Below are 26,276 nucleotides of genomic sequence, written 5' to 3'. Positions count from 1 at the left end.
CTGTATGAGCCGGGGCGTGATCTGATGGTCGCAGTCGGATCACGTCGCAACCGGCTTGATCACTCCGGAAGTCAGGTCAGTCAGTCGGCGAGAAACACCTCTTCGCCTCGACCCAATGGCACGACGACGGGTCGCTGCACGACGGTCTCGATATCGATGTGCCGCCCCTCGCGCGACGAGCGTTCGAAGGCATCCAGCACCTCCAGCACGTGTAACGCCAGTTCGCCGCTCGCGCGATGCGGCCGACCTCGACGCAACGCCATGGCCATATCCAGCACGCCCACAGCGCGGTAATTGGCCACCCGCGCACCACTCCTCAACGTGAAGTTGTCGACGCCAAAAGCATGGACCTGTGTATCGAGCGGCTTAAAGCCGCTATCACGTTCAGCCACGCGCGGACTCCCGCCAAAGAAATTGGGATCGACGCCCAACAGGCTACCTTCCGTGCCATAGATCTCGATGGGCGCACGCTGATGGGCCCACACGTCCCAGGAGGCGCTCATCACCACGTTGGCCCCACCCGCAAAATGCAGGATACCGTTGACCGTGGTGGGCACCTCGACCTCGATGACCTGGCCGCTCAGCGGCTCACTGGAAATGATGCGCTGGGGAAGACCGATGGTGGCGCAAGCGGACACGCGTGCCACCGGCCCAAGCAGGTTGACCAACTGCGTCACGTAATACGGGCCCATGTCGTGAATCGGGCCGCCGCCTGGCTTGAAAAAAAACTCAGGATTGGGATGCCAGGACTCCATGCCGCGGGACAACACGGCCACGGCCCCGCCAATGGCACGCCCAATGCGGCCCGCATCGAGCGCCGCGCGGCACGCCTGATGGGCCGCGCCGAAGAAGGTGTCCGGTGCGCAGCCCACGCGTAATCCCGAAGCCTCGGCTCGCGCCAGCATCGCGCGTGCGGACGCGAAGTCGGTACCCAGGGGCTTTTCGAGGTAGACGTGCTTGCTCGCCTCCAGAATCTCCAGGCTGACCGGCACATGCGCGTGCGGCACCGTAAGGTTGATGACGATTTCGATGTCGGGGTCGGCCAGCAGCGCATCCACCGTCATCGCGGCAACGCCGTGCTGCGCGGCCTTGGCCCGGGCGGCCTCCGGACGCAAGTCGGCGCAAGCCTTGATGCGGACGAATTCCGAATTCGACGCGCCGGTGAAATAGGCATCGCTGATGTTGCCGCAACCGATGATGCCGACGAAGACAGGTTTCATGGATCAGGCTCCGAGCTGGTGCAGATAGGCAAAGGCATTGCGGGCGAAGCGTTCGCCGTCGCTGGGATTGTCGTGCTCGGCGGCGAGGAAACGCGCCCCCGCTTCGCGGCAGGCGGCGGCCAGCGTGGGCCAATCCATGACGCCGTGACCGACGTCGGCCCAGCCGTCCTCGTCCAGTTTTTCACCCGCGGGCGCGAGGTCTTTCGCATGGGCCGAGACCACGCGGCCCGTATAACGACGAAGCCATGGCAGAGGATCGGCGCCGCCGCGCACGAGCCAGGCTACATCCACTTGCCAGCCGAGCGGGCTTGCCCCGGCGGACTCGAACAGCAGTTCCAGCGCCGTTGCGCCGTTCTCCTTGGCGCTGAGTTCCCAATCATGGTTGTGGTAAGCGAGGGCGATGCCCTGAGCGGCTAGCCGATGGGCCAGGCTGCCCAACTCGTTGCCGAGCGCCCGCCAGTATGCGGCGTCACTGTCGCGCTCGGCGGGCGGCACCGCGGGCATGACCAACTGGGTGATACCGAGGGTCTCGCACGCCGCGGTCACTTCGTGCAAACGCTCACGCAGCATGGCCATGCTGAGGTGGCTGGAGGAGGCGCTAAGGTCGCGCGCCTGAAGCTTGTTCCGGGTGTCGGCCGCATTTTCGAGCAAGGACCCGATCAGCTCCACCTGGCGAAATCCGGCTTGGGCGGCAATGTCGAACTGCCGGTCGAGTCCGCCCGCATTACGCAGGCTGTAAATCTGGATGGAAATGGGCAAGGCTTGATTCATGGTCGTCAATCCAAAGAGTCAAGGTGGATGCGGCACGGATGGCCTATGGAGCTGGGCGCAAGTCAAAAGGTAAGCGCTTTCCCGTTTACTTGGAACACGGGCTTTACCCTATACAGCAGGCGCCGGCACAAACAGGAGTACGCGAGAAGCTTCGGATAAGCGGATTGCATAACGCCGCGGTTTGCAGCAACACCATGGATTCCCGCAAGCCGAGTCTGAATCCCCGCTCAGTTTCGACGTTCGACGACGCATCATGGGAAAAAATTTTCCCATGATGCTAAAATTGTTACCTTCCTGCTGGCGACAGACGCGCCGCTGCCTGAACGAACCAATGCGAAGCAAACCCTCCATCGAAGCCGTTGCCCGCGAGGCTGGCGTTTCCATTGCCACGGTGTCGCGTGTGCTCAACGGGACGAAGGCCGTGACGGTGGCCACGCGTGAGCGGGTCGAGGCAGCCGTACGGGCACTGAACTACCGGGCGCAATCCGTTCGGCCGCAGCCTGAGTACCGGTCAGAGTCGCATTCTGCTGATGCTCATGCCGGATTTCGCCAACCCCTACTACGCCGAGATCGTGCGCGGGGCCGGCGCGGTCAGTCGCCAGGCCGGTTACACGCTGCTCCCGGCGGATCTGGAAGCCTGGACTGGCACGGCGGACGCCTCGCTGCCGACGCTGGCTGGCAGTCTGAGCGACGGCGTCATCAATCTCGTGCCCATGTCCGACCCGGCAGCCCGGCGCGAGGCGGCGAACGGCAAACCATGGGTCAATTGCTCGGAATTCTTGCCCGGTAGCGACGTGCCTTATGTCAGCATCGACCACCGCCAGGCCGGAACGGATGCCGTGCAGTACCTCATCAACAAGGGCCACCGGCGCATCGGCTTCATCACCAGCGATGAGCGCTTCCTGTATGCGCGTCAGCGCCGCGAGGGCTATGACGCAGCACTACTGCGCGCCGGCCTCGCGCCTGCGCCCGAGCTTGTCTGCGTCACTGGCGACAATAGTTACGCCGCCGGAAGCCAGGCGGCGGCAAAGCTGCTGGCGGTGGTGGATCCGCCGAGCGCCGTGTTCGCCGTGTCGGACACGTTGGCCATCGGCGCGATCAAGGGCTTTAGCAAAGCCGGCCGGCGGGTGCCGCACGACGTGGCGGTAATGGGCTTCGACGACGTGCCCATCGCTGGCATCTTCGAGCCGGGGCTGACGACCGTGGCACAGCCCATGGTCGAGCTGGGCGCCGCGGCGGCCGAAATGCTGCTGGCGCTGCTCGACGGCCAACGTCCAGCGTCGCGCATCCTGCAGCATCAGCTGGTGCTGCGGGAGTCGGTTTGAGCGGTCGATCGGGAGAAGTAAAGATCTGCTTTGCCCACTGAGGTGGTTTGTAGCTGGCTCAGTTTTGATGAGGCTGCCGACGGCGATGCATTTCGGCCACCTTGCCCCCACGGCTCGTGAAATCGTTCGTTGAAGCTTTCGTGGTCGCCGCGGCTGGCGCCGTCGCTCTGGCGGTTTTTGCTCAGTCGAGCCAGCCGAAGACCCATAAGCAAATGCTTGAAGAACCGGTTCAGATCGGAATTCCCGGCAGCGCTCAACCTTTGCGCCGCAGTTGTTGCCCCTGTGGTATTTGTTGATTAGGGCTGGTGACGCGACGAGCGTGAAGATCCGCGGGCTACTGCGGAACCGCCAATAGAGCACGTGCGGGCGCACGCGAGCGAATGGCTGGAGATGGGCCGGCTACCGCCCGATGCGGTTGGCTGTTGTCGACCCATTATAGATAGTCCGTCCCGCTTTCATCGACCGAATGGCGGTTTACGGAGTACATCGGCTGTCCAATTGATCGGTGTCAGGCGGATGGTTGGCCGGATCTGCTTCGCCAACGAACGTTCGCGATTCCCGGCCATGCGTACGGGTAGCAAGACGGCTTTCGGTCGTACGCTCTGCGTGAATCGGTGCATGTCATCCGGAAGGAAGAACGACCACGGCAAGGCGAAACTCGCGAAAACTCGTCTGCCGCGTCGCGAGACGCGTCTGACGCTCATGCAAGCGTCGGTGCGGTGGTATGGCTCACTGCCCGGTGACTTGCCAGGTCAGGACCGGGTGCGTGGCCCCGTGCGACATCCGTTCGGCAATTGGCTGACAAATACGGCGGCGCGACCTATCCTTGATCCAGACGGCTCCGGGATCATCGTCGTGAAGATCAAGCATTGCCTGACTGACCTCATCATGCTACTCGCCTCGCTCGTAGCGGGATGCGGCGGTGGCAGCAGCGGTATCACACAGGCGCCGCCATCGGGGTTGACGGAACGCGAGACATCGGTGGTGTGCGTGCAGGGGAACGAAATTATTCCCAACCTGCCGAGCAGCAGCGGTGGTGCAATCACCAACTACAGCGTGTTTCCTCCGTTGCCCGCCGGCCTCACGCTGGATCGCGTGAGCGGTGCGATAACGGGCACGCCCTCCGGCACCAGCAACGCCGCGGTATACACGATCACCGGCAGCAACGCGGGAGGCTCCACCACGGCGCGCGTGCAGATCGAGGTCGAGGATGTGGCCATGGCGCCCGACACCTTGGAGTATCTCGACAGCTCGACGAACTATGTGACCAACGCACCGATCACGCCCGACACGCCGATCGCCACGGGTGGCGAGATCACCCAATACACCGTGTCTCCCCCGCTGCCGCCCGGGCTCACGCTGGACCCGCAAACCGGAGTCATCACGGGCACGCCCATGACGCCGGCTCCGCCGATGGTCTATACGGTTACGGGCAGCAATGGCGTCGACACGGTCGAGACTCAGATCACGATCGGAGTGGATGCACAGGCGCAGCCACCCATGGGCCTCGCCTACAAGGACCCCGCGCCGGACTATGCCATCACCCTCGCGATCGTCCCGAACGTTCCGGTGTATTCCGGCGGCGAGATTACGCAGTTTTCGGTGTCGCCTGCGCTGCCCGCCGGGTTGAGCCTAAACGCGCAGAACGGCGAAATCAGCGGCACGCCGACAGCGGCTTTGGCGCAGACGACCTTCATCGTGACCGGCAGCAACGCCGCGGGCAACGTCGCGACGCAAGTGGCGATCACCGTGACCGCGGAATCGGCCGGCGAGTGGCTGCCTGCCAATGCCATGAAGACGCGGCGGTATCGTCATACGGCCACGCTGCTCTCCGATGGACGGGTGCTCGTCGCGGCGGGATCCAACGGCAAATCGCTGTCTCTCGCCGAACTTTACGATCCCGCTTCGGATAAATGGTCGCCGACCGGCAATCTCACCGACGCGCGGCAATCGCACACCGCCACGCTGCTGCCGGGCGGCAAGGTGCTCGTGGCGGGTGGCAGCATCAGTAACGGCAAGGGAACCTCGCTGCCCACAGCGGAACTGTATGATCCGATAGCCGGCAAATGGACGGAAACTGGTGAGATGAGTCAGGCGCGTGACCTGCACACCGCCACGCTTCTGCCCGACGGCCGGGTGCTCGTGGCCGGAGGCGAGGCCCCAGGCGGCGCACAGTCGTCAGTCGAACTGTACGATCCGGTCAATGGCGCGTGGTTGCAGACCGGCTTCCTGAACGAGGCGCGTGACGCGCACACCGCCACATTGCTGCCCAATGGCCGGGTGCTCGTTGCGGGCGGCGACGGCAAGGCCGGTGCCCTGGCGTCAGCCGAACTATACGATCCGGCCACGGGCAAGTGGTCAGAGACCGGCAGTATGACCCAGGCACGCGAGCAACATACCGCTACCTTGCTGACAGACGGCCGCGTGCTCGTCGCGGGTGGCGAAGGCAACGCTGGCGCAATGTCCTCAGCCGAGCTGTACGATCCTGCCACGGGTACGTGGTCCCATACCGGTGGCATGAGTCAGGCGCGGGAAGACCATGCCGCCGTCCTGCTGGCCAACGGCAAGGTACTCGCAACAGCGGGAATCGCGCAACTCGACCTGTTTTCCGACGAGCTCTACGATCCTGCCACCGGCAACTGGTCACAGACCGACAGCTTGGGTCTATCGCGTGACTCGCACACCGCCACGCGGCTGTCCGACGGCCGGGTGCTCGTTGCCGGGGGCCAGCTTAAGAACAAAGCCCTGTCCATGGCAGAACTCTTCCACTGATCGTTCATGGTGTAACTTCCCGGGAATCTCGTTGCCTGACCGGATGCCGCCGCGAGCCCAAAGTGCGCGGCCTCATGGTCTGTCATGGGTTCTGGTAATCATATAGCCGGCTTGCCTCCGGTTCAGTAGAACGGCTGCCGTAAAGTCGGGGCTGCGGACACCGACTTGACGCACAGGAGGCGGCCTGATGATTTTGTCAAGAAGTCACCAAAGATCCGGCGACTATGGCGTCGCACCGTGAAGATTTTATTGATAATTCGGTAAATGGTTGAGAATCGACCCGTCTCCTCGTACGTTATATCGACAGATTTCATGTCGAAGGACAGGCATAGCATGTTGCCGCCGACGCAGAAATACCAGTTACCGATGCGCGATCTTCCGCTCTGCGAGCTCGCAAAGCTGCCAGTTCGAGGGCAACGACGGCACCTGGCAGGTCCACATGAATTTCGGTATCCGGATTAGAACGGAGTTGGCGACAACACCACTGCTGTTCCTTTGATCTTTGATCGCCTATGTTTGCACCAGGTCCAGGGCGGTAAAGTTATGTTTGGCCGTCATCGGCAATCGAGCGACCGCTTATCGAAGGCGGATTCAACCGGTCGATGCAATAGTTCGATGGAATCGTTCAGCCGGTGTTTCGTAATCCAACGTCTTCCTTGGACGCTCGTTCAGCCTTCGAGCCACGGCATTGAGTTTGGCCTGTGAGTAGACCGACAGATCGATGCCTTTCGGGAAGTATTGTCTTAACAGGCCATTGGTGTTTTCATTCGAGCCCCGTTGCCAGGGGTGTTTCGGATCGCAGAAGTACACGGCAATGTCGGTGGCGATGGTGAACCGTTTATGGTTCGCCATCTCTGATCCCCGACCCCAGCTTCATAGGCCATGCGTTTGTCGGTTGTGTCGCGCACAATCTCGCCAAAGCCGATGAAGGTGCCGTCAGCCGCATAAAGAGGCGTAATAAGAACGCTGGCCCAGAACTTCGTGCCGTCCTTGCGTATGCGCCAGCCTTCGGAATCATATTGGCCGCGCTCGCGCGCCGCGCGCAGCGCGGCGTCAGGAGCACCGGTGTGCCGGTCGTCGTCCGTGTAAAAGACGGAGAAGTGCCGGCCAATGGTTTCATCGGCCGCGTAGCCTTTGATGCGTCTCGCGCCGGGGTTCCAGCTGGCGACCTCGCCGTGCCCGGTCAGCCTGAAAATCGCGTACTCCGATACATGCGCGATCAGCAGCGGCGGCCACCTTGATTCGATATCGTCCTCGTCGCCGTGCATTCGCCCCCCCGGTGAGTATTAGCGGTCCGACATATCCTTCCAGGACTGCACAAGAATCGTCCCTCGAGCAGTACCCGGGGCATTCCATACCACCTGCGATTGTGCCCTGGCCGGCGAGTGGCGAGGCAGGAGTGACCGGATAACGCTTTCGCAACGCAATGGCCAGGCGGACAAACCACTGAGCACTCGGAACTGCTCGATCCGCGGAGAACGGACAAGGCCTTCACAAACGGGTTCGGGAGCGAAACAGGAACGAAGCCTTTAGCTTCGCACACCATACGTCTTTGGCGCCTTTCGCTAGCGTTTGGCCTTGGGGAAAGAGTATCTGTGTTTGCGGCAATCGGTGGTGGGTTGATCGTCCTTGCATCCCTGCTGGCATCGATTAAGGGTAAGGATCGGCGCGATCGGGATGTCGTCCCGGATTTCGAAGAGCCGAAACGGATAGCCATCTAACGCACGAGCGCCGAGAGAGTTGGGCCTTGATGGTTCGAAAGTGGCGTTGGAGGCAGAGGTTACGTTGATCTGTGGCTGACGCGATACGATCGATGGGACTGCCGAATGTCACGTAACGATGCGCTCATCCCGCGTGCGATCACCGAGACCGATGGCTCGGATCGACCCACTCCGGTCTCAAGTCGTCTGCGTGATGGACAGTTCCACCAACGTCGCGCCAGGCTAATGTTCCACTTGCCACCGCAGCAGTGGATGCCTGGCGCCCGTCGGGATGACCCACACGCCGTTCGGCCCGAAGTCCCAGCCGACGAAGCTCGCCGGGTTGCTCATCTGGGCCGTGGTGAGCCCGTTGGACGCAGGAAGGTTGCCGCCGCTCGTCGGTTGCCCGGTTGTCTGGACATCCCAGTAAACGTCGGTGCCGAGACCCGAACAGTCCGCGCAGATGCCTCCCTGGACCAACCCGTTGCCGCTCGAGACTCTGCCCGATGCAAACGACTGCGTAACGGAACCGAAGTTCTCCAGGACTAGCCCGGCGCCACCGCCATGCGTATAAAAGCCTGTAGCGGAGCCCGTTGCATACGACTCGTCGATCCTCCCATAGTTGGTGAAAACGAGTCCGGCCGCCTCGCCACCGGTCCGAACCGTAACACTGCTTCCAGAGCGTTCGATCAGCCCGTAGTTCGACCCAACGAGTCCTGATAGCGTTGCGGAAAAGCATTCGCAGCTGTTCGCGCCAGAGGCGAATGTATTGACGATCGTGCCATGGCTATTGATCGCCAGGAGGCCGATTCCACCGTAGAACCCTGTGTCATTGGCGGGCGGGTGGGCGTCGACTTTCAAATCGCGCACGACGCCGCCTTGCCCGATATCGCCAAAGATAGCGTCGAGGTTCGGCGAAAGATTCGAAATGGTATGCCACATGCCGTCGAATTGACCGGTGAACAATGCGCTAATCGTGTAGTCGGTCGTGCCCAGCGTGGTGAACGCAGCGTTGTTCGCTTCGATATCTTTTCCGAGTGCGTAGTTGCCAGTCATGTCGTTGCCGACCGCCTGAAAGTCCGCTACCGAATTGACGAGTCGATAGCCGGTGATCTGCGTGACCAGGCCGCTGTAAACCGGGGCGGTCCACGATGGATTGCCGACTAATGTGCCGGGGCTGTAGGTGCCGTTCATGTCGTAGAGCGCGCTGACGATGCCGGTACTTTTCGACCAGTCGATAGTGCCGCCGTTGATCACGCTGCCACCGTTGTCGATGCCGGAGGCGTCTGCGCGCAAGGTCAGATTGCCCGCACCGTTGTTCGCGATCGTCCTGCCGCTCGCGACTGAGACATCGCGGTATGCGGCAAGCGTGAGCGAAGCGGGACCCTGCCAGCGCAGGCTCGACGCGACGCCCACGTCGCCCGTCGCGCCGTTGGCGCCTGTGGTCGTGACATCGACCGACGTGCCCGCGTTCAGGCTGCGCTGCAACGCGCGCGCGGCGGCATCATCGATCGTGAAAGCGGGCGTCAAAAGGTCCCATTGGCCCGCGTGAACGGCTGCATGCTTGCCAAAGGCCAGTTGTGCCGCTTGCATGTCGACCGTTCCGCCGCTGCCGTCGGCGTTGCTTGCGGAGATCTTGCCGAGTTGACTGACACGGCCGCCATCGGCGACGAGCCATACGTGGCCATCACGATTCGCGGTACCCGTCGCGCGGATGCGCGTGCCGCCGCCAGCGAGCGCGTAGACATTGCCGTCGGCGGCTTGCAGGCTGACCTGCGCGGCCTTTATGTGCCCTCTGTTGACCGCGGTGCCCTGACTGCCCGTCTGCACGAACACCTGTCTGCTGCTGCCCGAGTCCTGTAACAACACCTGTTCGCCTGCAGCCAGTTCGGCCGTACCGTTGGGCGCTGTGATAGTGCCCGCGTTGATGACGGCACGCCGCGCGATCAGGAACACATCACCGCCGCTCGAACTGACCTTGCCAAGGTTGATCACGCTTGCGTCCCGGTCGCCCGACAGCGTGAGGGAACCACCACCCTGCATGAACGCGTCGTTGCAGACATCGAGCGTTGACGCGACGAAACGGCCACCGGTGCTGATCACGCCCGATGGCCCCACGACGATGCCTTGCGGATTGATCACATACAGGCTGCCCGTCGCACTGAGCCTGCCGAAGATGGCGGACGGCGAGCCGCCCGTCACGCGGTTCAGCGTCGCGCCCGAGCCGTTGTCGAACGTCACGCTGTTGTTCCTGCCGATCGAAAAACTGTTCCACTCGATCACGCCGCGCGTCGAACCCGGTTGCGTGATCACGAGGCCGTTGCCCTGGCTTGCTATCGCGCCCGTGCCGGCCACGTAAGTGCCGCCCTGTGGAAGTTTGCCCGCCGCGAGCGTCGCATGGGCAAAGGACAGTCCGGTGAGCGCGCTGCCGATGACGAGCCACAGGCGTGCGTTTGACTGCCGACGACGCAGTGCGCGTCGCGCGGGCCGAGGTGGTTCTGGACATGACATACACCCCCCCTTTCCGCGTCTCAGGATTACCCACAAGTAATGTGATGGTGCTATTCGTTTTGCCTGAATATTCGGTACATCATCGTGATTTCGTGCAGGACAAGAAATCCACGCCAGATGACGGTAGGACCAGGTGGACGATCATGCTTTCGAGCGAGATATCCGCCGAGTCTGGCGATCCACAAGATGACCTGCGCGAGTGACGGCGGTTTATCAGGTATTTCGGTACTGCCATGCGTACGACAGTAGAGGGCTCGCCACTCGATTGGCTGCAGCAATACTTCGCATGGCAGGTTGCCATCAAGCCTGGCAAGCAACATGGAGTACAGGATCCTCCAGCTTACGACGGCGAACAATGCGGTGGCGCGGACGAATCGATCGAGATTGCCAAATTGGCGGGCTTCAATGCGACAGCCACTTTTAAGCACACGATGCCACGATTCAATCGTCCATCGGCGCGCATACCATGCAAGACGCTCGAGGGCCTCTGCGTGTGTTTGCGTAGGCACCGAAGTCAGTAGAAGCCATTCCAATGGCTCTGCTCCTTCGTCTAAGTTCGTTTCCTGTGCATGAATTGCAAACACTTCAATTTCGGGAAGCTTCTCGCGACGACGATTTTGCGGCGGACGAAGGCGTACGGGCATGCAGCGCACAACCAGCCGTGCGGTGCGTGCCTGGCGGTTTTCGCGTGCAGGCACCTGCAGTTGCGCCTCTCCAAGCACTGGCGAGGCCAGCACGGTTTCCCACAAATATCGATCGGGGTGAGCAACGCGTCGGTTCCACGACGCGCGCACCAACCAGTCGACACCGGCAGGCCGCTGCGCCAGGAACACGTCATAGACATCGCCTTCACGGTCGCTCACGCCGATGACATGCGTGCACGGACAGTGCGTCTTGAGTACGCCCAGTTGCTCGATGCCTTCGAGCCATTTCGCGCTCTCTTTCTGTTGTACGGTTCGTTGCCCACGCAGATGTTTCTTGCCCAACTCCTCGTGCCTGCGTATCCAGGTCTTCATCCCGATCACCCCGAGTGGCAGCCCCTCTGGCGTGAGCGCAAGCAGACTGTGTATCAGGAAACCACGCACATGTGGATCGGAGCCATATCCCAGACCTTCGGTTGCCCGCAGATGAGACAAATTGAACTCGGTGGTGTCCTGAACAGCAAGGACGACTGGCACCTGTTGCATACGACACAGCGTTTGACCGATGTGCCCACCCAGCACGCCATCGACATCCACGTGCGGGTTGTCGAAAAAACGATATGCCGCCTTCAGCTCCGAACCATTGAACGACTGCGGAAAAGAGCAATGTGGGCCCAACGAAAGCTTGCGTGCCAGCGTCACGAGCCGTCTGGTCAGGCGAGCGTCGCCGAGCTCGGCGGCGCCAAACTCTTCATTTGCCCAATCATCAAGGTCAGATGTGTCCGACAATGCCCGACATCACAGATCACGAACCGGATCAAAGTTAACATCGGTCGTCACCGTTTACAAGCCATCGCCCTTCAATCGCACAGTCGCGAGCGACTTATGGGTAATCCTGAGCTTTCCGCGTGGGGCGCGGAATGGCTGACGACGACCCGCAGAGCCGGCCTGAAACGCGTTAGTCGTAGCGTCTGAAGAATAGCCGCTGGAGTGGCGGATGCATGCCGATACCTCTGCTTTTTGCGCCTTTTTGACCGGGCGTTTGTGGCCGCTCGTCCTGTGGGACCCTTCTGACGCGCTTCTTCTATCCCTTAGGTTGTGCGTTGTTCAAGTGCCCAGGACTAATATTTTCCCGATGAAATATAAGCGGTCTCGTAAGCGATTCTTGAACTGGACTCTAAGGCTTGCTAAATTTCAGGGACATTTCCAATGTAAGTTGATGCGGCGATTGATAAGCAAAGGGGAAAGATCTATGGCTGTCGTCGTTCACAACATCGCTGTGGGTCATTCGAGCTGGAGCCTGGCGTGATGCCGAACCAGGCAGCGCCCGGTACGTGCGCCTATCAGCATATCGTGCGCGCCCAAGGTATCAGCCTGTCCTACGGCAAGATACGGGCGCTTTCCGGCATCGATCTGGCCATTGGACGGAACGAGATCGTCGGCCTGATCGGTGATAACGGCGCGGGCAAGTCGACGCTCATCAAGGTACTGACTGGTGTCGTGCGGCCGAGCACGGGCAAGCTGTTCATCCGGGACGAGGAGGTCGACTGGAACCGCTTTTCGGTGCGCGAGGCGCACCGACTGCGCTTCGAGACGGTCTATCAGGAAAAATCGCTGGGCGAGAAGCAGCCGCTATGGCGTAATTTTTTTGTCGGCCGGCAGATCACCAACCGGTTCGGCTTCATCAAAGTTGCCGAACAGCGGCGCATTGCCAACGATATTTTGAAGCGCCAGCTCGGTTTCCGCGGCGTGGGGATCGACGCGGATTCGCTGATTGCGAAACTCTCCGGTGGCGAGCGCCAGGGCATCGCGATCGGACGGGCGATGTATTTCGACAGCGATCTGATCATTCTCGATGAACCAACGGTTGCGCTTGCCATCAGCGAGGTACGTAAGGTTCTCGACTTCGTACGGTCGATCAAGGAGTCCGGCCGCGCCTGCATCTACATCGAACATAACCTCGCCCATGTGCACGAACTCGCCGATCGGCTCGTCGTGCTCGATCGTGGCCGGGTCGTCGCGGATATGAAGTCGGGTGAGATGAGCCTCGAGGAGCTCACCCGGTTCTTGATTTCGCTACAGCAGAGCGGGCACGGGCCGGCGCTGGCTGCGGGGCAAGGACGTGAGTGATCCGATAAAAGACGAACAGCCGGCGCGGCTGGTGTGTTTTCGCCTGCCGGGTTTTGCACGCATCGAGGGAATGCCGAGCCTGGTCGTGTTCGCGTTGGTGGTCGGCCTGTTCATGGCAACCGCACCGCGCGTCTTTTTAGGCTGGCCAATCTACTTCTCCTTCCTGACCACCGTGCCACCGCTGGCGGTGTTGGCGATCGGGCTCACTCTGGTGGTTGCGGCGGGGGAAATTGATCTGTCCTTCCCCTCCGTGATGGCATTCTCGGGCTTTCTGTTCGCCTGGTGCGTGAACACCACGGGATCAGCCTCGCTAGCCGTGATCGCGGCATTGGCTGGCGGCGCGCTGGTCGGCGTGGTGAACGGGGTGCTGGTCGCGGTGGTCGGTGTGCCTTCGATCATCGTGACAATCGGCACGCAGTTCCTCTGGGCTGGTGTTGCTTCGATCCTGTCCGGCGGGCTCTCCAATGCGCTCCAGGAGCTCGCCAACGGTTCAGCCTATGCAGTATTCGCGGGCACGTTGTTCGGTGTGATCCCGATGCAATCGCTCTGGGCGCTCGGGCTCGCAGTGTTCATGTGGTTCATCCTCAATCGTCACCGTTTTGGCGAGCACCTGCTGTTCATCGGAGACAACCGAAACGTGGCGAAGGTCGTGGGCATCAATGTCGTGCGTGAGACGGTGAAATTGTTCACGCTGATGGGTGTGCTGGCCGGTTTCGCCACGGTGCTGCTCACGCTCGAGAATCTGAACTATTTTTCAACCCAGGGGCAGGGCTATCTGCTGCCGGCGCTGGCCGGCGTGTTCATCGGCGGAACCTCGGTGTTTGGTGGCACGGCGACGATCGTGGGTACCTTCTTCGGCACTTTCGTGATAGGCATGCTGGAGGCCGGAATCGTTGCGACAGGTATCGCCGGCTTCTGGGTACAGGCGATCGAAGGGGTGGTGTTCATCGTCGCTGTGACGCTGCATCTGTTGGTAGAGAATCCCGCCAAGCTGCGCGTGTTGCGCGAAAGATTCAGGTTTGGGGGGCGATAAAGCCGTTAAATCAGGAGAAAGGAGCAGAAATGATCAAGATCATGACGGGATCCCTCCTGGGGGCGAGTATTCTCGCGTTTGGCCTCGCGCAGATGGCCGGTGCCACTGAGCCGACCACGACGGGGCCGCTCGGCGCCGGTATGACAATGTATATGCAGATGGGCGGAAACCCTGGCGACGGCGCGACGCTGCCACGTCAGACCGGGGCTGCGGACGCGGGGCATGCCTTAGGCATCAAGGTGATCGAGCAGTTCTCGGCCTGGAGCCCAGAGACAATGCTTGCGCAGTTTCGCCAGGCGATGGCGGCGCATCCGACGTGCATCGGCATCATGGGCCATCCGGGCGATCCAGCCTTCGCGCCACTGATCAAGCAGGCGGTAGACCAGGGCATCATCGTTACCGTCGGCAACACGCCGCTACCCGAGAACCAGAAACTTTACGACGCGAAGGGCTTCGGCTACGCCGGCGTCGAACTCTACGTAGGCGGGCAGATCACCGCGCAGGCGATGCTCAACGCTGGGATCAAGAAGGGCGACGAGGCGCTCGAATACGGTGTGTTCAACGAGAGTGTGCGCAGTCAGTCTGACCGTGGCCTTGCCGAAACGCTGGAGAAGGCCGGCGTAAAGGTGACCAGGCTCAATATCTCACCTCAGGTGGATTCCGATTCATCGCTCGCCGTGCCGATCCTGGTCGCCTTTATCCAGGCGCACCCTAATCTGAAGGCGATTGGAACTCAGCACGGCGGTGTAACCGGGTTCATTCCGCAGGCGCTCCAGCAGGCCGGCAAGAAGCCGGGGCAAATCATCATTGGTGGCATCGATCTGGCACCGGCCACGATTTCGGGGCTGCAGAGCAAATACATCACCGCGACGCTCGACCAGCAACTTTATCTGCAAGGCTTCCTGCCGGTCACGCAATGCGTGCTCTCGGCTGCTTATCATTTCGCGGGACTGACCATCAACACCGGCGCAGGTGTCCAAACACCTGCGACGATCGACTCGCTCATTCCGTTGATCAAACGCGGAATCCGCTAAGGTCGGATGATGTGAGATGGAATGGCGTGTGTGTCGCCGTCCGCCCTACGCAAATGATTTAGCGACTGGTTCTCCTTTCTCATCGAACTTTATTCCGATTCGATGGGAAAGGATCACGTGCCAGGATGTCGAGTCTGAACAATTCTCAGAGCCTTCTGCGGTAAGTCTTTCGGCCGAAGTGGTCACGTGCGTGCCGTGCTCCGTATTGTCAAGTCCGATCGAGTTGATCCATCGGTGGGCCAAGAGCGCAGATTGCTGTGTCGGGATATGCGGCGACGCATGGAGCCGGCCCGGAAACAAATGGTCGGGTTTCGATCTCCGGGCCGTTATTTAGGCTTGGATACTTTGACGAGTCCGCCGACCCGATGCACGCCGAGGCCGCGCCGCTGTCTGCCAGTGGGCCCCAAACCGCCAGCCTGTTCCAGGGCTGGCGTTACTCAACCGCACGGATCAGGGTTGGCGTTTGGCGCGACCACCAGCGGGTTTGTCAGCCGGCTTACGTGAACCCGCAGCTGGCTTGCTGGCGGGTTTGCTGCGTGGCTTTTGCACGCTGAATGGGCTACCGCTGGACAAGCTCGTGCCTTTACCCGCGGCCACAGCGCGTTGCGCTGCAGGCTTGCGTTTGTTTTCGCCACTTTGCGGGCGCGGTTTTTTGCTGAGCACCTGCATGGCGCCCGGCGCAGCTTGCGGCACTTTGGGCTTCTTAGGCTTTTTGGGTTTCTTGATGATCTGGCCCGTCGCGCTAGTTTGCGGCACGCGGTGTTCGGCTTCAAAACCCGGCTCTTCTTCACGGGGCAGCGTTTGCCGGATCAGCGCTTCAATCGCGGCCAGTTGCGGGGCTTCATCGGCGCACACAAGGGACACCGCCACGCCGCTAGCGCCCGCTCGGCCGGTACGGCCAATACGGTGCACATAGTCTTGCGCCACGATCGGCAGATCAACGTTGATCACCAGCGGCAGGTCGTCGATATCCAGCCCGCGCGCAGCCACATCGGTGGCTACCAGCATATGTACTTCGCCCGTCTTGAAGCGCTCCAGCGCACGCAGGCGCGCGGGTTGCGGTTTGTCGCCGTGGATGGTGTCGACTGCATAGCCCGCTTCATCCAGCATGGCCGCCAGGTAATCCACGCCATTGCGGGTTTTGACGAACACCAGCGCGTGCTTCCAGTCGTTCTCAGCCACAAGGTGCATGAAGAGGTCGGGCTTGTTCTTTTTATCCACCGGCACCACCCACTGCTTGATCTTGCTGGCCGTGGCATTGGGCGGGCTGACGCTGATATTGACCGGGCCGCGCAGAATGCCCGCCGCCATGGCGCGGATATCATCGGTAAACGTGGCAGAGAACAGCAGGGTCTGGCGCTGAGCGGGCAAGGCAGCAAAGACGGCGTTGAGTTCGCGCGCAAAGCCCAGATCCAGCATCCGGTCGGCTTCATCCAGCACCAGCGTTTGTACCTGATCAAACTGCACTGCGTTCTGGCGATGGAGATCTAGCAAACGGCCCGGCGTGGCGACGAGCACATCCACGCCTTTGCGCAACTTCATCATCTGCGGGTTGATACTCACACCGCCGTAGGCGGCCAGAAATCGTAAGTCGAGGCCTTTGCCGTAATCGATAAAGCTTTGCAGCACTTGTTCGGCCAGTTCACGCGTGGGCACCAGCACCAGAACACACGCGCGGTTGCTGGACACCGCCGGGCCGTGTTGCACCAGCCGTTGCAACAGCGGCAGCGCAAAACCCGCCGTTTTGCCAGTGCCGGTCTGTGCCGCAGCCATGACGTCCTTGCCACTGAGCACAGCAGGAATCGCCTTGGCCTGCACCGGCGTAGGTGTCTGGTAATTGAGGTCCTGCACATTGCGCAGCAAGGGATCGATCAGGCCAAGCGAGGCAAAAGACATTGGCGTATTCCGGGCTAAAGCCGCAATTCTAGCGGTTACCGCCTGAACCGTCGGTCTCTGGATGGCCCCTGCAAATCCCCCCGGAATGATATATGATGATCATCATGAAAAATTCACCAATTACCCGGAAGCCAGCCAGCCGCAAGGAAATCACGCATGAGCGCATCGTCGAGGTCGCCGCACGCGCAATTCGGCGCAGCGGCTACGACGGCACGGGCGTGGCTGACATCATGAAGGAGGCGGGTCTGACGCATGGCGGCTTCTATGCCCATTTCCCGTCGCGCGAGGTGCTGCTTGCCGAAGCCGCTGACCGCGCCGGAGCTGAATCCGTGGCGCTGTCGGAGCGTATCGCCGCGTCCGTGCCGCCGGAACAGGCGTTGCCGGCGATGATGCGCGCCTATCTGTCGAGGGAGCATTGCGAGAGCATCGAGAAAGGTTGCCCGATCTCTGCCCTCGGCTCGGAGATGCCGCGCCAGGCGCCGGCCGTACGGCGCGCGGCCACCCGCCGCATCAAGGAGATGATCGATGTCGTTGCGCGCCAATTGCCCGATTGGGGTCAGCCAGGCGCGCACGAACAGGCGCTTTTGATGGTCGCCACAATGGTTGGCACGATGGTGATGGCGCGTGCCGTCGACGACCCCAAACTATCGGAGAGTTTTCTTGAAGCGGCATTGAAAAAACTCGCACCGACTGATACGTAAAAACGCCGGCACTGTGCCGGTTTTCGTTGGACCGCAAATATGACTGTCATCATATTCGAGTGAAACGAATGCTCAACCAACCACGCAAAGACATCTTGGGAAGAACATCATGCAAACCAAAATAGCGCTCGTGACGGGCGCCTCGTCAGGAATCGGCGAAGCCACGGCAAAGCGGCTTGCGAAGGCCGGATACAAGGTCTACGGCACCAGCCGGCGCGGCCAACGAGCCGGCCAACAGTCGTTCGACATGCTGCCGCTCGATGTGACCAGCGATGCATCCGTTGCAGCCGCCGTCAGCGAAGTGCTGCGCCTGCAGGGCCGCATCGACCTGCTGGTGAACAATGCCGGTTTCGGCGTCGCCCCTGCCGCCGCGGAAGAGAGTTCGATCGACCAGGCACGCACGATCTTCGATACGAACTTCTTCGGGATCATCCGCATGACGCGTGCTGTCGTGCCTCATATGCGGCGACAACGCAGCGGCCGCATCATCAACATCGGTTCCGTGCTCGGTTTTCTGCCAATGCCCTATATGGCGCTGTATTCCGCCACCAAGCACGCGGTGGAAGGTTATTCGGAGTCGCTCGACCATGAGTTGCGTACGCTGGGCATCCGCGTATCGGTCATTGAACCTGCCTACATCAAGACGCCTTTCGACGCCAACTTCATCGCGCCCGACGCCCCTCTCGACGAATACCGCGAGGTGCGCTCGGCCGTGGACAAGCGAGTGAAGGAAGTGGTCGAGGGCGCCGACGGTCCCGAGGTCGTGGCCGAAACCGTACTGCAGGCCGCCATCGCGGCTCGTCCGAAACTCCGCTATACCGCTGGCGGACTCGCCGCCCGTCTGCGATTGCTGCGCAGATTTGCGCCCGCTGGACTGGTGGACGCCGGTATCCGCAAAGATCTGCGGCTGGCAACGTAGACGACGTGACTGTCTCCTCCCTGTTCAAAGGCTCTGCATCCGTGTTATTGCCAGCGAAACAACCAGCCTTAACGAGCAACTGACAAGGAACCATGATGCAAGCATTCGTCGTCGATCGATATGGACGCAAGAATGGCTTACGATCCAGCGATATGCCGGTTCCAGAGCCGCGCGAGGACGACGTATTGATCCAGATCCACGCCGCGGGCGTGAACCCGCTCGATGCCAAAATCAGAGACGGAGAGTTCAAGCTCATTTTGCCCTATCGTTTGCCGCTGATTTTGGGCAACGATCTGGCAGGGGTTGTCGTGCGCGTCGGCTCGCGCGTGCGGCGATTCAAGCCCGGCGACGAGGTCTACGCGCGCCCGCACAAGGATCGCATCGGCACTTTCGCGAAATTCATTGCGGTCAAAGAGGATGGCGTGGCCCTCAAGCCGACAGCACTCACGATGGAGGAAGCGGCTTCAATCCCGCTGGTTGGATTGACCGCCTGGCAGGCGCTGATCGAAAAAGGGCAATTGAAGAAAGGGCAGAAAGTGCTCATACATGCCGGCTCGGGCGGTGTCGGCAGCTTCGCCATTCAACTGGCGAAGCATGTGGGCGCGACCGTCGCGACAACAGCGAGCGCGCGCAATATCGAACTGGTGAAGCAACTCGGTGCGGATATCGTCATCGATTACAGGAAAGACGACTTTGCGACCATCCTGAAGGACTACGACCTGGTACTGGATACGCAAGGCGGCCATGCGCTCGAGAAGTCGCTGCGTGTGCTCAAGGCCGGCGGCAAGCTCATCGGGATCGCCGGTCCGCCTGATGCCGAATTTGCGAAAGAGATCGGTGCGTCGTGGTTCCTGAAAACGGTGATGCGCTTTCTGAGTTATCGCATCAGGAAGGCCGCGAAACGTCATGATGTCAGCTATACATTTCTCTTTATGCGGGCCAGCGGCGAACAGCTCAGCCGGATTGCCGCACTGATCGACGCACGAGCGATACGACCCGTCGTCGATCGGGTCTTTCCGTTTGAGTCGACCCAGGAGGCTTTGGCTTATGTCGAAACCGGACGTACAAAGGGTAAGGTTGTCATCAAGATCCGATAGTCAGCGTGAAGCAGGGCAAATGGCAAAAGAGGCGCGATCGAAAAGATCGCGCCTCTTTTTTCAGCGGACCCCGATCGCCATCACGTCAATCGATCGCCCTACCCGCGGTCTCTCGCATGAACGGCAACGGCAGCAACGACACGACGCTGCAACCGATCAGATACCACGCCGGCGCGAGATTGCTGCCCGAAATCTGGATCAGCCAGGTCGCGAAAAACTGCGCGAAGCCGCCGAAGACCGACACGCCGAGGCAGTACACGATCGACATGCCGGTCGCGCGGATCGCGCGCGGAAACAGCTCGGGCAGCATCACGATATTGGGCACCGCGGTGAACGTGACGAGCAGCGCGAGGCCCGCGACCACCGCAAGCAGCACCGGCACCGTCGACGACGCGTTGATCGTCATGAAGGCCGGGTAGACGGCGAGAATCAGCAGCACGCGCGATACCCACAGCACGCGCTTGCGGCCGACCCGATCCGACAGCGCGCCCGCGAACGGCGAGCAGATCACCGTGACCACCGCGCCGGTCCACGCGGCCCACAGCGCGGTCGCCATCGGCAGATGCAGGATGCGGATCGCGTACGTCGACAGGTAGAACAGCACGATGTAGTTCGCCGCGGTGCCGCCGATCGTCGTCAGCACGCCGGTCGTGATCGAGCGCGCGTGGTCGCGGAACAGGTCGCGGACAGGTAACGACTGAACTTGCGCAGCGGGCTTCGCAACGGTATCCGAAGCAGCCTGCGCAACAGCGCCGCCAGACGCTGCCGTGCCATCTTCAACACCCGGCAGCGTCTCGTCGAGATGCCGCCGGATATAGATGCCAATCGGCCCCATCGCCATGCCGATCACGAACGGCACGCGCCAGCCCCAGCTTTCGAGTGCGGCCGGCGACAGCGTCGCGGCCAGGGCAACGCCGAGGAGCGAGCCCACCACCGTGTTCATCCCCTGGCTCACGAACTGCCAGCTGCCGTAGAAGCCGCGCGTGCGATCGCTGCCATATTCGAGCAGCAGCGCCGTCGACGCGCCCACCTCGCCGCCCAGCGCGAAACCCTGGATCAGCCGCGCGAGAATCACGAGCAGCGGCGCCGCGACGCCGATCGCCGCATAGGTCGGCGCGAACGCGATGATCGCGGAACCGAGCGTCATCAGCCACAGCGTCAGGCTCATCGCGGCCTTGCGTCCGGCGCGGTCCGCGTAGCCCCCCAGCACGATGCCGCCCACCGGCCGCATGATGAAGCCGACGCCGAACGTGCCGACCGCGAGCATCAGCTGCACGAGCTGACCTTCGACCGGGAAATACAGCTTGCCGATGATCGTCGCGAAGAAGCTGTAAATCGTGAAGTCGAAAAACTCGAGGCCGTTGCCGAGCGTGATCGCGGCGATCGCCTTCGCGTGGCCGACGCGCTTTTGAGGTTCATCGGCGAGGCGCTGCGCATCGAGCGCATCGAGCGCATTGGCGCTCGCGGGCCGCGGTGTCGCGGAATAGTCCATCTGTGTCTCCGTCATTATCTTGTGGCTGCTACGGCAAGGCGCTCGCGCGCCGCCGCCGCGTCAAACGAGGAACGTCTGCGCGAGCTTGACCCAGTAGGCCGCGCCGGTCGCGAGGCAAGCGTCGTTGAAGTCGTAGCCGGGGTTGTGGACCATGCAGCCGCCCTCGCCGTCGCCATTGCCGATGATCAGATAGCTGCCCGCGCAGCGTTCGAGCAGGAACGCGAAGTCCTCGCTGCCGGTCAGCGGCTGCATGTCGCCAATCAGCCCGTCGACGCCCAGCCAGTCGAGCGCGACCTGGCGCGCGAGCGCGGTCATGGCCGCATCGTTGACGAGCACCGGGTAGCGACGCTGATAGTCGACCTCGGCACGCGCGCCGAACACGGCCGCCTGCCCGGTCGCGACCTCGGTGATGCGCTGCTGCAGATGGTCACGCACCTCGGGCCGCAGCGCGCGCACCGACAGGCGCATCTCGGCGGTTTCGGGGATCACGTTCGGCGCTTCGCCCGCGTGAATCGCGCCGACCGTGATGATCGACATATCGAGCGGCGCGATGTTGCGCGACACGATCGACTGCAGCGCGAGCACGATCTGCGCGCACACGACGACCGGATCGACCGCCTTGTGCGGCACCGCGCCATGACCGCCGCGGCCGATCACCTTGATGATCACCGTATCCGACGACGCCATGAACGACCCCGGCATGAAGCCCAGCTTGCCGGTGGGAAAGCCCGGCATGTTGTGCATCGCGAACACGGCGTCGCAGGGAAACTGTTCGAACAGGCCGTCGTCGAGCATTTTCTTCGCGCCGGCAAGCCCTTCCTCGGCCGGCTGGAAGATCAGATTCAGCGTGCCGTCGAAGCTTTTTTCGCGCGCCAGATGCCTGGCGGCGGCGAGCAGCATCGTCGTATGGCCGTCGTGACCGCATGCGTGCATCTTGCCGGGCAGCTTGCTCGCGTACGGCAGGCCAGTGGTTTCGTGGATCGGCAGCGCGTCCATGTCAGCGCGCAGGCCGAGCCGGCGCGTGCCGTGGCCGAGCTTCAGTTGCCCGACCACGCCGGTCTGCCCCAAGCCGCGATGGACGCTGTAGCCCCACTCCCGCAGGCGGTCGGCGACCAGATCGCCGGTTGCGAACTCCTCGTAGGCCAGCTCCGGATGCGCGTGGATGCTGCGTCGCAGCGCGATCATTTCCTGTTCGACTTCGGCGATGCCCGCCGGAATGACCATCGTGTTCATGCCGTCTCCTGTCGATCGGACTTGGCGCTTCAGCGCTTGGTCCGATCCCATGCAACTGGTTGCGCCCCTGTCAGCGTGAACCCAGCATAGCGGCGCCGATATTCGGGCGTCAGGCGTAGAATCGTTGCGGTGCCAACCCTTGGTTGCCCCCTTCACGCCTCTCATTCGAATGAAACTGCATCAGCTCAATACCTTGGCGGCGATCGCCGATACCGGGAGTATCCGGGCGGCCGCCCGCTCGCTGGGGCTTTCCCCGGCCGCCGTGACCAAGGCGATGCGCGAGCTCGAAGCCGATCTGCACGCGCCGCTCGTCGTGCGCAGCGCGAGCGGTGTCGCGTTCACCGAGTTCGGCCGTGCGCTCGTCGTGCATGCGCGGCTCGTGCTCGGCCAGTTGCAGCGCGCGCAAGCCGAGATCGAGGCGTTGCGCGGAGCCGCCGCCGGCAAGCTGTCGATCGGCGTCACGCCGTGGGTCGCGCTGACCTTTCTGCCGCCCGCCGTGCGGCGTTTTCGCGAGCGGATGCCGGAGGTGCAACTGGAATTTTTCGAAGGCCTGCTCGCGGTCGTGCAGCCGCGTCTGCGCGACGGCAGCCTCGATTTTTCGATCGGCCGGCCGCCGCCCGCGTCGCCGCAGTCGGAGTTTCAGAACGCGCCGCTCTTTTCGACGCATGCGGCGGTGGTCGCGCGGCGCGACCATCCGAAGGCCGGTTGCCGCACGCTGCTCGACCTTCAAGACGCGGAATGGATACTGAACTGGGACCCGGCGAGCCGCGAGTCGATGTCGAACAATCTGTTCGTCAAGCGCGGCATGCCGGTGCCGCACACGATCGTGCTCGCGCATTCGCTCGCGATCGTGCTGGGCCTGCTCGCGCACACGGATATGGTCAGCATCTTTCCGTGGCCGCTCGTCGAGGTGATACGCGCGAAGGAAAACCTGTGGGCGCTGCCGCTGCGTGAAACGCTGGACGAAACCACCATCAGCATCACGTCGCGGCGTGGCGCGCCCACGAGCCCGGCGGCCGCGTGCTTTCTCGACTGCCTGCGCGAGACGATCGACGAAGGCGCGCGCTCGCAGGACCCGGAACAGCGTCGCCTGTTTCATTCGATCGAGCTGTTGCTATAGCAGCTGCCGCATTTCTGCATGTGGCACCGCCGCGTTCTCAATCGAGAAACTCGCCCGCCCGCTTTCTGAGCATCGCGCTGAAATCGTCGAGCCAGCCGATCGACAGACGCCAGCTCTGCCAGTACAGATCGACGTCGATATGCTTGCCCGGCGCGATCTCGACCAGTTCGCCGCGCTGCAAATGCCCGGCGATCATCCGCTCGGGGCACATGCCCCAGCCGAGGCTCATCACGCACGCGCGCAAGAAACCGGCGACGTGCGGAATCCAGTGCAGCGGCGGATCGAGCTCCGCGCGCGTAATGCGCCGCATGAAGCGCGTTTGCAGCTGATCCTTCGGATTGAAGTCGACGCACGGCGTGCGCCGCAGGCTGTCGCGCGTGACGCCGTCGGCGAAATAGCGCGCGAAAAACGCGGGCGAGCACACCGCCAGGTATCGCATGCGGCCGAGCCGCGTCGAGCGACAGCCCTGCACCGGTTCGGCCTGTGTCGTGATCGCGCCTTGCACGCTGCCGTCGCGAATGCGCTGCGCGGTGTAGTCCTGGTCGTCGATCACGAGGTCGAGCAGCATCTCGCGTTCGACGCAGAACGGCGCGACCGCGTCGATGAACCAGGTGCCGACGCTGTCGTCGTTAACCGCGACGCGCAGTGCCGGCCACTGCTCTACGAGCGCGCCGGGCAGTGCCGGCAGGCGGCCGTTCAGCTCCGCTTCGAGCAGTTGCACGCGTTCGGTATGACGGCATAGCAGCGCGCCCGAGGTGGTCGCGACGCACGGCTGCCCGCGCTTCACGAGCACGCTGCCGACGCGCTCCTCGAGCAGCTTGACCCGCTGCGACACCGCGGACGGCGTGATATTGAGCTCGCTCGCGGCACGGTCGAACGAGCCGTGGCGGACCACGGCGGCCAGTGCGTCGAGCAAGGCGTAGTCGAGCATTAGCGTTCCTTAATCGGCATTAAGCAAATTAGCTTCTCTTATGAGATGCCAACCCGCAGACTAGCGCTGTTGAATTTTCCCGTCTATCCCGGCTGCTTTCCTTTTCCCGGATCATCTATGAACTGGTTGTCTTTTTCCCATGGCGCGGCGCTGTGCGCGTCGCTGATCGTCACGATCGGCGCGCAGAACGCGTTCGTGCTGCGGCAGGGCATCATGCGCTCGCATGTCGGCAAGATCGTGCTGTTGTGTACGTTGTCCGATTTCATTCTGATCGGCGCGGGTGTCGGCGGCGCCGCGGTGCTGATGGAGCGTTTCCCGCGCTTCGTGCACGCGATGCTCTATGTTGGGCTCGCGTATCTCGCCTGGTTCGGCATCAGCGCGCTGCGCCGCGCGGTGCGGCCCGGACACGCGGTGCTCGATGGCTCGGCCGGCGCATCCCGCGATCAAGCGCCGCCTGCGCAACGCGCGCTGCCGATCATCCTGATGACGCTTGCGTTCACGTGGCTCAATCCGCACGTCTATCTGGACACATTCCTGTTGATCGGCACGGCCGGCGCGCGTGAACCGGAAGGCGCGCGGGTCGCCTTCGCGCTCGGCGCGATGACGGTCAGCGCGGTGTGGTTCGTCGCGCTCGGCTATGGCGCTCGCATGCTCGCGCCGCTGTTTCGCCGCGCAACCGCGTGGCGCGTGCTGGATGGCGCGATCGGCAGCATGGTGTTGCTGCTCGCGTTCACGCAATTGCGTTGAGCGTTCGACGCGCCCGGCTTGAACGGGCTGTTCGACACGAGGTTCGACAGCAACTGCGCCACCGCGAGGAAGCTCGACGGATTGTCGAGCACCGTGGTTGGCCCATGACTGCCCTGGAAACCGACGACGCGCACGCCGACCGGCCCATGCACGATGCGCGGCGTCGGAATCTCGCGCAGGCCCGCGACCTGATTCGTGTCGCCGCGCAGCGCCGCGCCGTGTTCGGGCACGAACACGATCACCGCGCGCCGCCCCGACGACGCGATCAGATCGGCGAAGCGGTCGAAGTCGCTCATCAGCTTGTTCACCCGCAGTGGATACGAATCGATACTCGACAGGCTGCTGTTCGGCAACCGGTTGCCGTCGTGCAGGCTGATCGTGTTGTAGTACAGCGCGACCGGGCCCGCGATGCTCGCGCGCTGCGCATACCAGGCGGCCAGCGTCTCGTAGTCGTCGCGGATCGGCGAGCCGTCGAACGCATGCATCGCGACCGGCACGCTCGTGTTCGGAATCAGCGGTACGTTCGTTACGCTGGCGTTGTCGCGGATCAGTTCCAGGAAGTTGTCGAAGTGACCGTCGTGGTTCAGCATCGTCTGCGGGGTGTAGCCGGCTGCGCGAGATCGGCGAGCAGCTAGCACTGCGGTGGCGCGTTCCTGTACAGGTCCGCGTGCGCCTGCTGGCCACAGCTCGCGCGCAGCACACGAATCGCGGCGGGCCCGCTATAGCTGGCCGCGGTGCTGAAGTTCGTGAACAGATAGTTGAAGTGCGAGAGCAGCGGATGATTGCGCGCCTTCGCGACATCGAGAACGCGCTTTCCGCACGCAATGTCGCGACGATGCCGGCGTACGAATGCCGCAGCGCGAACAACCCGCGCAGCGGACCGCTGCGCTTGGCGGGCGGCGCTCGTCGGCTATCTGATCGTGAATCGCTGGAACGTCGGCGGCAATCAAGCGATGGCACATCTATTGCTGAATTCCGCTCGCCGGCATCTCACCCGTGAAGC

General features: G+C 62.4%; 18 protein-coding genes and 4 pseudogenes. 11 read left to right on the top strand and 11 right to left on the bottom strand.

From position 1 onward, the window contains the following. Positions 1 to 80 precede the first annotated feature (80 nt). Together OKW28_RS22120 and OKW28_RS22115 are read right to left on the bottom strand one after the other, a co-directional pair. Positions 81 to 1,220: a Gfo/Idh/MocA family protein gene (locus tag OKW28_RS22120; protein ID WP_429448955.1), complete on the bottom strand. Its 1,140-nt coding sequence runs from the start codon at positions 1,218 to 1,220 to the stop codon at positions 81 to 83. A 3-nt stretch (positions 1,221 to 1,223) separates the two neighbouring features. Then, positions 1,224 to 1,991 (bottom strand): sugar phosphate isomerase/epimerase family protein, encoded by a 768-nt coding sequence (locus tag OKW28_RS22115; protein WP_429448953.1) that lies wholly within the window; start codon positions 1,989 to 1,991, stop codon positions 1,224 to 1,226. Positions 1,992 to 2,244: 253 nt separating this feature from the next. Between OKW28_RS22115 and OKW28_RS22110 the strand changes: the two are divergent. From OKW28_RS22110 to OKW28_RS22100, 3 genes and pseudogenes are all read left to right on the top strand, one after another. Beyond that, positions 2,245 to 2,409: pseudogene (locus OKW28_RS22110) on the top strand (LacI family DNA-binding transcriptional regulator); the annotation flags it as partial. A gap of 118 nt (positions 2,410 to 2,527) precedes the next feature. Beyond that, positions 2,528 to 3,316: a substrate-binding domain-containing protein gene (locus tag OKW28_RS22105; RefSeq protein ID WP_429448951.1), complete on the top strand. Its 789-nt coding sequence runs from the start codon at positions 2,528 to 2,530 to the stop codon at positions 3,314 to 3,316. A 618-nt stretch (positions 3,317 to 3,934) separates the two neighbouring features. Next, the gene (locus tag OKW28_RS22100; RefSeq protein WP_429448949.1) at positions 3,935 to 6,088 is read left to right on the top strand and encodes a kelch repeat-containing protein; all 2,154 of its coding nucleotides are present in this window, start codon (positions 3,935 to 3,937) and stop codon (positions 6,086 to 6,088) included. Between the two features lie 591 nt (positions 6,089 to 6,679). Here OKW28_RS22100 and OKW28_RS22095 read toward each other — a convergent pair. The 4 genes and pseudogenes from OKW28_RS22095 to OKW28_RS22080 all read right to left on the bottom strand — a co-directional run. Continuing rightward, positions 6,680 to 6,961, bottom strand: a pseudogene (locus OKW28_RS22095) (IS30 family transposase); the annotation flags it as partial. Between the two features lie 23 nt (positions 6,962 to 6,984). Beyond that, a pseudogene (locus tag OKW28_RS22090) lies at positions 6,985 to 7,356 on the bottom strand (PAS domain-containing protein); the annotation flags it as partial. 675 nt (positions 7,357 to 8,031) lie between these two features. Further along, positions 8,032 to 10,299 (bottom strand): filamentous hemagglutinin N-terminal domain-containing protein, encoded by a 2,268-nt coding sequence (locus OKW28_RS22085; RefSeq protein ID WP_429448947.1) that lies wholly within the window; start codon positions 10,297 to 10,299, stop codon positions 8,032 to 8,034. Positions 10,300 to 10,349: 50 nt separating this feature from the next. Continuing rightward, entirely contained in the window at positions 10,350 to 11,729 is a 1,380-nt protein-coding gene (locus tag OKW28_RS22080) for an IS4 family transposase (protein ID WP_429443705.1), read from the bottom strand. 519 nt (positions 11,730 to 12,248) lie between these two features. Here OKW28_RS22080 and OKW28_RS22075 point away from each other — a divergent pair. From OKW28_RS22075 to OKW28_RS22065, 3 genes are read left to right on the top strand one after another with little or no spacing between them, the layout of a single operon-like run. After that, positions 12,249 to 13,070 (top strand): ATP-binding cassette domain-containing protein, encoded by an 822-nt coding sequence (locus OKW28_RS22075; protein ID WP_429454394.1) that lies wholly within the window; start codon positions 12,249 to 12,251, stop codon positions 13,068 to 13,070. Continuing rightward, on the top strand, positions 13,063 to 14,103 hold the full coding sequence (locus OKW28_RS22070; RefSeq protein WP_429448945.1) for an ABC transporter permease: 1,041 nt from the start codon (positions 13,063 to 13,065) through the stop codon (positions 14,101 to 14,103). The genes OKW28_RS22075 and OKW28_RS22070 overlap by 8 nt, the downstream gene beginning before the upstream one ends. Before the next feature lie 29 nt (positions 14,104 to 14,132). Then, a complete protein-coding gene (locus tag OKW28_RS22065; RefSeq protein WP_184032708.1) occupies positions 14,133 to 15,137 on the top strand; it encodes a substrate-binding domain-containing protein in 1,005 nt (334 codons plus the stop codon). Positions 15,138 to 15,587: 450 nt separating this feature from the next. Here the strand turns inward: OKW28_RS22065 and OKW28_RS22060 are convergent, their stop codons facing one another. After that, the gene (locus tag OKW28_RS22060) at positions 15,588 to 17,033 is read right to left on the bottom strand and encodes a DEAD/DEAH box helicase (RefSeq protein WP_429448942.1); all 1,446 of its coding nucleotides are present in this window, start codon (positions 17,031 to 17,033) and stop codon (positions 15,588 to 15,590) included. A 92-nt stretch (positions 17,034 to 17,125) separates the two neighbouring features. Here OKW28_RS22060 and OKW28_RS22055 point away from each other — a divergent pair, with 92 nt between their 5' ends. The 3 genes from OKW28_RS22055 to OKW28_RS22045 all read left to right on the top strand — a co-directional run bounded on the left by OKW28_RS22055 (position 17,126) and on the right by OKW28_RS22045 (position 19,750). Next, a complete protein-coding gene (locus OKW28_RS22055; RefSeq protein WP_429448940.1) occupies positions 17,126 to 17,734 on the top strand; it encodes a TetR/AcrR family transcriptional regulator in 609 nt (202 codons plus the stop codon). 109 nt (positions 17,735 to 17,843) lie between these two features. Further along, a complete protein-coding gene (locus OKW28_RS22050; RefSeq protein ID WP_184044334.1) occupies positions 17,844 to 18,653 on the top strand; it encodes an oxidoreductase in 810 nt (269 codons plus the stop codon). A gap of 95 nt (positions 18,654 to 18,748) precedes the next feature. Continuing rightward, the gene (locus OKW28_RS22045) at positions 18,749 to 19,750 is read left to right on the top strand and encodes an NADP-dependent oxidoreductase (RefSeq protein ID WP_429448938.1); all 1,002 of its coding nucleotides are present in this window, start codon (positions 18,749 to 18,751) and stop codon (positions 19,748 to 19,750) included. A gap of 85 nt (positions 19,751 to 19,835) precedes the next feature. Here the strand turns inward: OKW28_RS22045 and OKW28_RS22040 are convergent, their stop codons facing one another. Together OKW28_RS22040 and OKW28_RS22035 are read right to left on the bottom strand one after the other, a co-directional pair. Further along, complete coding sequence (locus OKW28_RS22040; protein WP_429448936.1) at positions 19,836 to 21,242, bottom strand: MFS transporter; 1,407 nt, start codon at positions 21,240 to 21,242, stop codon at positions 19,836 to 19,838. A gap of 60 nt (positions 21,243 to 21,302) precedes the next feature. Next, a complete protein-coding gene (locus OKW28_RS22035) occupies positions 21,303 to 22,475 on the bottom strand; it encodes a M20 aminoacylase family protein (RefSeq protein WP_429448934.1) in 1,173 nt (390 codons plus the stop codon). 169 nt (positions 22,476 to 22,644) lie between these two features. On the opposite strand from OKW28_RS22035, the gene OKW28_RS22030 reads away from it, so the two are divergent. Beyond that, entirely contained in the window at positions 22,645 to 23,595 is a 951-nt protein-coding gene (locus tag OKW28_RS22030) for a LysR substrate-binding domain-containing protein (protein WP_429448932.1), read from the top strand. A 37-nt stretch (positions 23,596 to 23,632) separates the two neighbouring features. Here OKW28_RS22030 and OKW28_RS22025 read toward each other — a convergent pair whose 3' ends face one another. Continuing rightward, positions 23,633 to 24,526 (bottom strand): LysR family transcriptional regulator ArgP, encoded by an 894-nt coding sequence (locus OKW28_RS22025; protein ID WP_429448930.1) that lies wholly within the window; start codon positions 24,524 to 24,526, stop codon positions 23,633 to 23,635. 117 nt (positions 24,527 to 24,643) lie between these two features. On the opposite strand from OKW28_RS22025, the gene OKW28_RS22020 reads away from it, so the two are divergent. Then, positions 24,644 to 25,273 (top strand): LysE/ArgO family amino acid transporter, encoded by a 630-nt coding sequence (locus OKW28_RS22020; RefSeq protein WP_018418582.1) that lies wholly within the window; start codon positions 24,644 to 24,646, stop codon positions 25,271 to 25,273. On the opposite strand, the pseudogene bcsG reads toward OKW28_RS22020, so the two are convergent. After that, positions 25,270 to 26,078, bottom strand: a pseudogene (gene bcsG, locus OKW28_RS22015) (cellulose biosynthesis protein BcsG); the annotation flags it as partial. The gene OKW28_RS22020 and the pseudogene bcsG sit on opposite strands and share 4 nt — an antisense overlap. Between the last annotated feature and the right edge of the window lie 198 nt (positions 26,079 to 26,276).

Origin of the sequence: Paraburkholderia sp. 40, assembly GCF_050434105.1 — a bacterium.
GTDB lineage: Bacteria > Pseudomonadota > Gammaproteobacteria > Burkholderiales > Burkholderiaceae > Paraburkholderia > Paraburkholderia tuberum.
The sequence above is the reverse complement of the archived record's forward strand: the minus strand, read 5'-3'. Positions and strand labels throughout refer to the sequence as shown.

Bases quoted from the DNA above. Each gene is read 5' to 3' on its own strand.
- OKW28_RS22105 (WP_429448951.1), top strand. From the start codon at position 2,528: ATGCCGGATTTCGCCAACCCCTACTACGCCGAGATCGTGCGCGGGGCC.
- OKW28_RS22100 (WP_429448949.1), top strand. From the start codon at position 3,935: ATGTCATCCGGAAGGAAGAACGACCACGGCAAGGCGAAACTCGCGAAA.
- OKW28_RS22030 (WP_429448932.1), top strand. From the start codon at position 22,645: ATGAAACTGCATCAGCTCAATACCTTGGCGGCGATCGCCGATACCGGG.
- OKW28_RS22060 (WP_429448942.1), bottom strand. From the start codon at position 17,033: ATGTCTTTTGCCTCGCTTGGCCTGATCGATCCCTTGCTGCGCAATGTG.
- OKW28_RS22065 (WP_184032708.1), top strand. From the start codon at position 14,133: ATGATCAAGATCATGACGGGATCCCTCCTGGGGGCGAGTATTCTCGCG.
- OKW28_RS22020 (WP_018418582.1), top strand. From the start codon at position 24,644: ATGAACTGGTTGTCTTTTTCCCATGGCGCGGCGCTGTGCGCGTCGCTG.
- OKW28_RS22025 (WP_429448930.1), bottom strand. From the start codon at position 24,526: ATGCTCGACTACGCCTTGCTCGACGCACTGGCCGCCGTGGTCCGCCAC.
- OKW28_RS22085 (WP_429448947.1), bottom strand. From the start codon at position 10,299: ATGTCATGTCCAGAACCACCTCGGCCCGCGCGACGCGCACTGCGTCGT.
- OKW28_RS22120 (WP_429448955.1), bottom strand. From the start codon at position 1,220: ATGAAACCTGTCTTCGTCGGCATCATCGGTTGCGGCAACATCAGCGAT.
- OKW28_RS22075 (WP_429454394.1), top strand. From the start codon at position 12,249: ATGCCGAACCAGGCAGCGCCCGGTACGTGCGCCTATCAGCATATCGTG.
- OKW28_RS22035 (WP_429448934.1), bottom strand. From the start codon at position 22,475: ATGAACACGATGGTCATTCCGGCGGGCATCGCCGAAGTCGAACAGGAA.
- OKW28_RS22115 (WP_429448953.1), bottom strand. From the start codon at position 1,991: ATGAATCAAGCCTTGCCCATTTCCATCCAGATTTACAGCCTGCGTAAT.
- OKW28_RS22055 (WP_429448940.1), top strand. From the start codon at position 17,126: ATGATGATCATCATGAAAAATTCACCAATTACCCGGAAGCCAGCCAGC.
- OKW28_RS22040 (WP_429448936.1), bottom strand. From the start codon at position 21,242: ATGGACTATTCCGCGACACCGCGGCCCGCGAGCGCCAATGCGCTCGAT.
- OKW28_RS22050 (WP_184044334.1), top strand. From the start codon at position 17,844: ATGCAAACCAAAATAGCGCTCGTGACGGGCGCCTCGTCAGGAATCGGC.
- OKW28_RS22045 (WP_429448938.1), top strand. From the start codon at position 18,749: ATGCAAGCATTCGTCGTCGATCGATATGGACGCAAGAATGGCTTACGA.